Origin of the sequence: Micrococcus sp. KRD077, assembly GCF_017168505.1 — a bacterium.
GTDB lineage: Bacteria > Actinomycetota > Actinomycetes > Actinomycetales > Micrococcaceae > Micrococcus > Micrococcus luteus.
The window spans coordinates 1-3667 of record NZ_JABFAZ010000071.1 but is presented as its reverse complement, the minus strand read 5'-3'; the positions used below and the strand labels follow the sequence as shown (position 1 = coordinate 3667).

General features: G+C 74.0%; 5 protein-coding genes. 3 read left to right on the top strand and 2 right to left on the bottom strand.

The annotated features are described in order from the left end of the window. The first annotated feature begins 143 nt into the window (after positions 1-143). The 3 genes from rpmI (at position 144) to J1M39_RS11435 (ending at position 1849) form a co-directional block, all read left to right on the top strand. Positions 144-338 carry a 50S ribosomal protein L35 gene (gene rpmI, locus J1M39_RS11445; RefSeq protein WP_002853699.1) on the top strand — a complete coding sequence of 65 codons (195 nt, stop codon included), beginning with the start codon at positions 144-146 and terminating at the stop codon, positions 336-338. 89 nt (positions 339-427) lie between these two features. Then, positions 428-814, top strand: a complete 387-nt coding sequence (rplT, locus tag J1M39_RS11440) for a 50S ribosomal protein L20 (protein ID WP_073117115.1) — start codon at positions 428-430, stop codon at positions 812-814. 138 nt (positions 815-952) lie between these two features. Next, positions 953-1849 carry a TrmH family RNA methyltransferase gene (locus J1M39_RS11435; protein WP_036315636.1) on the top strand — a complete coding sequence of 299 codons (897 nt, stop codon included), beginning with the start codon at positions 953-955 and terminating at the stop codon, positions 1847-1849. Between the two features lie 88 nt (positions 1850-1937). Here the strand turns inward: J1M39_RS11435 and J1M39_RS11430 are convergent, their stop codons facing one another. Both J1M39_RS11430 and J1M39_RS11425 read right to left on the bottom strand, forming a co-directional pair. Continuing rightward, positions 1938-2210 (bottom strand): GlsB/YeaQ/YmgE family stress response membrane protein, encoded by a 273-nt coding sequence (locus tag J1M39_RS11430; RefSeq protein WP_036315639.1) that lies wholly within the window; start codon positions 2208-2210, stop codon positions 1938-1940. Between the two features lie 141 nt (positions 2211-2351). Further along, the coding region (locus tag J1M39_RS11425) for an MFS transporter (protein WP_228070758.1) at positions 2352-3667 on the bottom strand (1316 nt) is incomplete at its 5' end.

The following is a 3667-nucleotide window of genomic DNA, read 5'->3' as shown; positions in this document are numbered from 1 at the left end:
CCCCGCGGCGGTGCCCCCAAGCCCGGTCCTCGGGCCTGACCCCCCGGGGTCGCCACAGACCAGCCCGGTCCGGACGGACCGGGGTGACCAGCACTGCCGTGCGCGCCGCGCACGGCAGCGATGAGTGAAGGAGAACGGCAGCCATGCCGAAGATGAAGACCCACAGCGGTGCCAAGAAGCGCTTCCGCGTGACCGGCTCCGGCAAGATCATGCGCCAGCAGGCGAACCGCCGCCACTACCTGGAGCACAAGTCCTCGCGCCTGACCCGCCGTCTCAAGGGCGACCAGCTCGTCTCCAAGGGCAGCATCAAGCAGATCAAGCGGATGCTCGGCATCTGACACCCCCTCCGGCATCGCCGGAACCCCTTCCTCCTCGGCCGTGACGCGCCAGTGCGCGCCCCGGGGACCACACAGATTGGAGTACGCACGTGGCACGTGTGAAGCGGGCAGTGAACGCCCACAAGAAGCGTCGGACCATGCTGGAGCGCGCCTCCGGCTACCGCGGCCAGCGGTCTCGCCTGTACCGCAAGGCGAAGGAGCAGATGCTCCACTCGTTCACCTACAACTACCAGCACCGCCACAAGCGCAAGGGTGACTTCCGTCGCCTGTGGATCACTCGCATCAACGCGGCCGCCCGCGCCAACGGCATGACCTACAACCGCTTCATGCAGGGCCTCAAGCTGGCCGGCGTCGAGGTGGACCGCCGCATGCTGGCCGAGATCGCCGTCTCCGACGCCGCGACCTTCGCCGTGCTGGTGAGGACCGCCCGCGAGGCGCTGCCCGCGGACGTGAACGCCCCCGCTGCCTCCCGCTGAGCCGGCTCCGGGACCCCCGGGTCCCCGCCACGTGTCAGACGTGGACACCGCCGCCGACGGGGCGGGCCCTCCGATGAGGAGGCCCGCCCCGTCGGCGTCTGCGCACCCGCGCCCCGCCGAACCCGACCAGGAGAGCCCATGACCCCGCCCGCCGAGCCGCTGACCCACCCCCGCGCCGAGCGCGTCCGCGCCGTCGCCGCCCTGGCCGGCCGGCCCGCGCGACGCCGGACCGGCACGTTCCTGGTGGAGGGCCCGCAGGCGTGCCGCGAGGCGCTGCGCGCGCACCTGGGGGAGGGGCCGGCGGGCGCGGCGCGGCAGTGGCCGGCCGGTCGCGTCCTCACCCAGGTCTACGTCTCCGCCGGGCTCGCCGACCGGGACTCGGAGCTGGCGGCCCTCGTGGAGCGGGTGGCCGCCGACGGGCCCGACGGCGGCGAGCGGGTGTTCGTGCGGGAGGCCTCGGACGAGGTCCTGACGGCCATGGCGGACGCGGTGACGGGCCAGGGCGTCGTGGCCGTGGCCCGCGTCCCGGATCAGCCCGCCCTGGAGGACGCGTTCGACGGTGCGGCGCTGGCGGCCGTGCTGTGCCGCGTGCAGGACCCGGGCAACGCGGGGACGGTGCTGCGCGCGGCGGACGCCGCGGGCGCGGACGCGGTGGTGCTCACCGCCGGATCGGTGGACCCGTTCAATCCGAAGGTGGTCCGCTCCACCGCCGGGTCCCTGTTCCACCTGCCCGTGCTCGCGGGGGTGCAGGCGGAGGACGTGGCGGTGACTGCCCGGGCGGCGGGTCTACAGGTGTGGGCCGCCGACGGCCACGGGTCCGATCGACTGGACGCCCTGTCCCCGGCGTCGCTGGGGGCGCGCACCGCCTGGCTGTTCGGCAATGAGGCCCAGGGCCTGGACGAGGCGGAGCTGGCCCTGGCGGAGCGCCGGGTGGCCGTGCCCCTCTACGGCGCCGCGGAGTCCCTGAACGTGGGCACGGCGGCCACGGTGTGCCTCTACGCCTCGGCGATGGCCTCGCCGACCACGCGGGACTGAACGCACACGCCAGAAGGGGCGGGGATCCGTGAGGATCCCCGCCCCTTCTGGGGTCGACCCGGCGGGTGCCGGGTCAGCCGATGTCAGCTCAGACGCGGGTGCCGCGGCGGCTGGTGATGGCCTGCCAGATGAAGGCCACGATGACGCCGCCGATCACAGACCAGATGAGCGTCTGCCAGCTGAACGCGTCGCCGAGCCCTTCCCCGCCGAGCAGGGTGGAGATCCAGCCACCGAGAACGGCACCCAGGAGGCCCGTGATGAGGGCACCCAGCCAGCCGGAGCCCTGTCGCCCCGGAAGAATCAGGCGAGCGATGGCACCGGCGATGAGGCCGATAATGATCCAAGCGATGATGGTGAACATGCTGATGTTCCTTTCGAGTTGCGGATGATGACGTACGGAAAGGAACTTAGCAAAGCCGATTCCACCTGTGCCACCTCTGACGGCCCGCTACCCCTCGATCGCGAGGTCAGCCGCCCGTGGACCGAGCGCGCCGCACGCGATTCACACGGTGGCGGCGGAGGGGCCGTCGTGCGGGACGGCGCCGACGGCGGGGGTGCGTCGGACCAGCAGGAGCGCGAGGACGAGGCCGCCGAGGGCAATGGCGGCACCGATGAGCGGCGGGGTCCTCAGGGAGGCTCCGGCGCCGATCGCGGCCGCGCCGACCCAGGCCCCCATGGCGTTGGCCATGTTCAGTGCGGAGTGGTTCAGGGAGCCCGCCAACTGCGGCGCGGTGGGGGCGGAGTCCACCAGCAGCACCTGCAGGGACGGGGCGATCCCGGAGCCGCTGACGGCCACCAGGAAGAGGAAGACCACCATCACGGGCGCCCACTGCGCGGTCAGGCCGACGCCCAGAAGGAAGACGGCGCTGAGTGCGAAGCTCAGACGCAGCGTGCGCACCGGGTCGCGGTCCGTGAGGGCGCCGCCGACGAGCGTGCCGACGACCATGCCCACCCCGTAGAGGGCCAGGACGGCGGGCACCCACCGCTCATCGAGGCCGGACACCGTGGTCAGCAGGGGGGCGATGTAGGTGTAGAGGGCGAACATGCCGGCGAAGCCGAGGACGCCGACGGCCACCGTGGCCCACAGGCGCCCGGACGCCAGGCCGCGCAGCTCGCGGCGCACGGACGCCCCCTCGGGCGCCGGGACCGGCGGCACGAGCCATGCGGTGGCGGCCACGCACAGGGCCGCGCACGTCGCCACGATGACGAACATCCAGCGCCAGCCCGCGCTCTGGCCCAGGGCGGTGGCGGCCGGGACGCCGAGCACGTTGGCCACCGACAGGCCCGCCATCACCCATGCGACGGCCTGGCCACGGCGGGCGGGCCCGGCCAGGTCCGCGGCGGCCAGGGCGGCCGCCGAGAAGTAGGCCCCGTGGGGCAGGCCGCAGATGAAGCGGGCGGCCATCATGGTGGCCGCGTCCGGGGCGAGGAACGCGGCCACGTGCCCCACGACGAACAGCAGCATCAGCACGATGCTCGTGACCCGCCGGTCGACGCGGGCGAAGGACGCGGCCAGCAGGGGAGCGCCGATCACGACGCCCAGCGCGTACATGGAGATGAGCACGCCGCCGGCCTCGAGACCGATGCCGAGGTCGGCCACCGCCTGCGGCAGCAGGCCCATCATCGCGAACTCCGTGGTGCCGATCGCGAAGCTGCCCAGGGCCAGCGCGAGGATGGCCGGCAGCAGACGCACGCGGCGGCCGCCCAGCAGCGCGCCGGGGCCCGTCGGCGCGGTCGGTGGGATGGACGGGTCCGGGCGCGTCGGACGCGGGGCGCGGGGGGAACGGTCGTGGGCGCCGTCGGCGGCGGGAGTGGGGG

Excerpts from the sequence above, each read along its gene's own strand:
- J1M39_RS11435 (WP_036315636.1), top strand. The coding sequence starts at position 953 with ATGACCCCGCCCGCCGAGCCGCTGACCCACCCCCGCGCCGAGCGCGTC.
- rpmI (WP_002853699.1), top strand. The coding sequence starts at position 144 with ATGCCGAAGATGAAGACCCACAGCGGTGCCAAGAAGCGCTTCCGCGTG.
- J1M39_RS11430 (WP_036315639.1), bottom strand. The coding sequence starts at position 2,210 with ATGTTCACCATCATCGCTTGGATCATTATCGGCCTCATCGCCGGTGCC.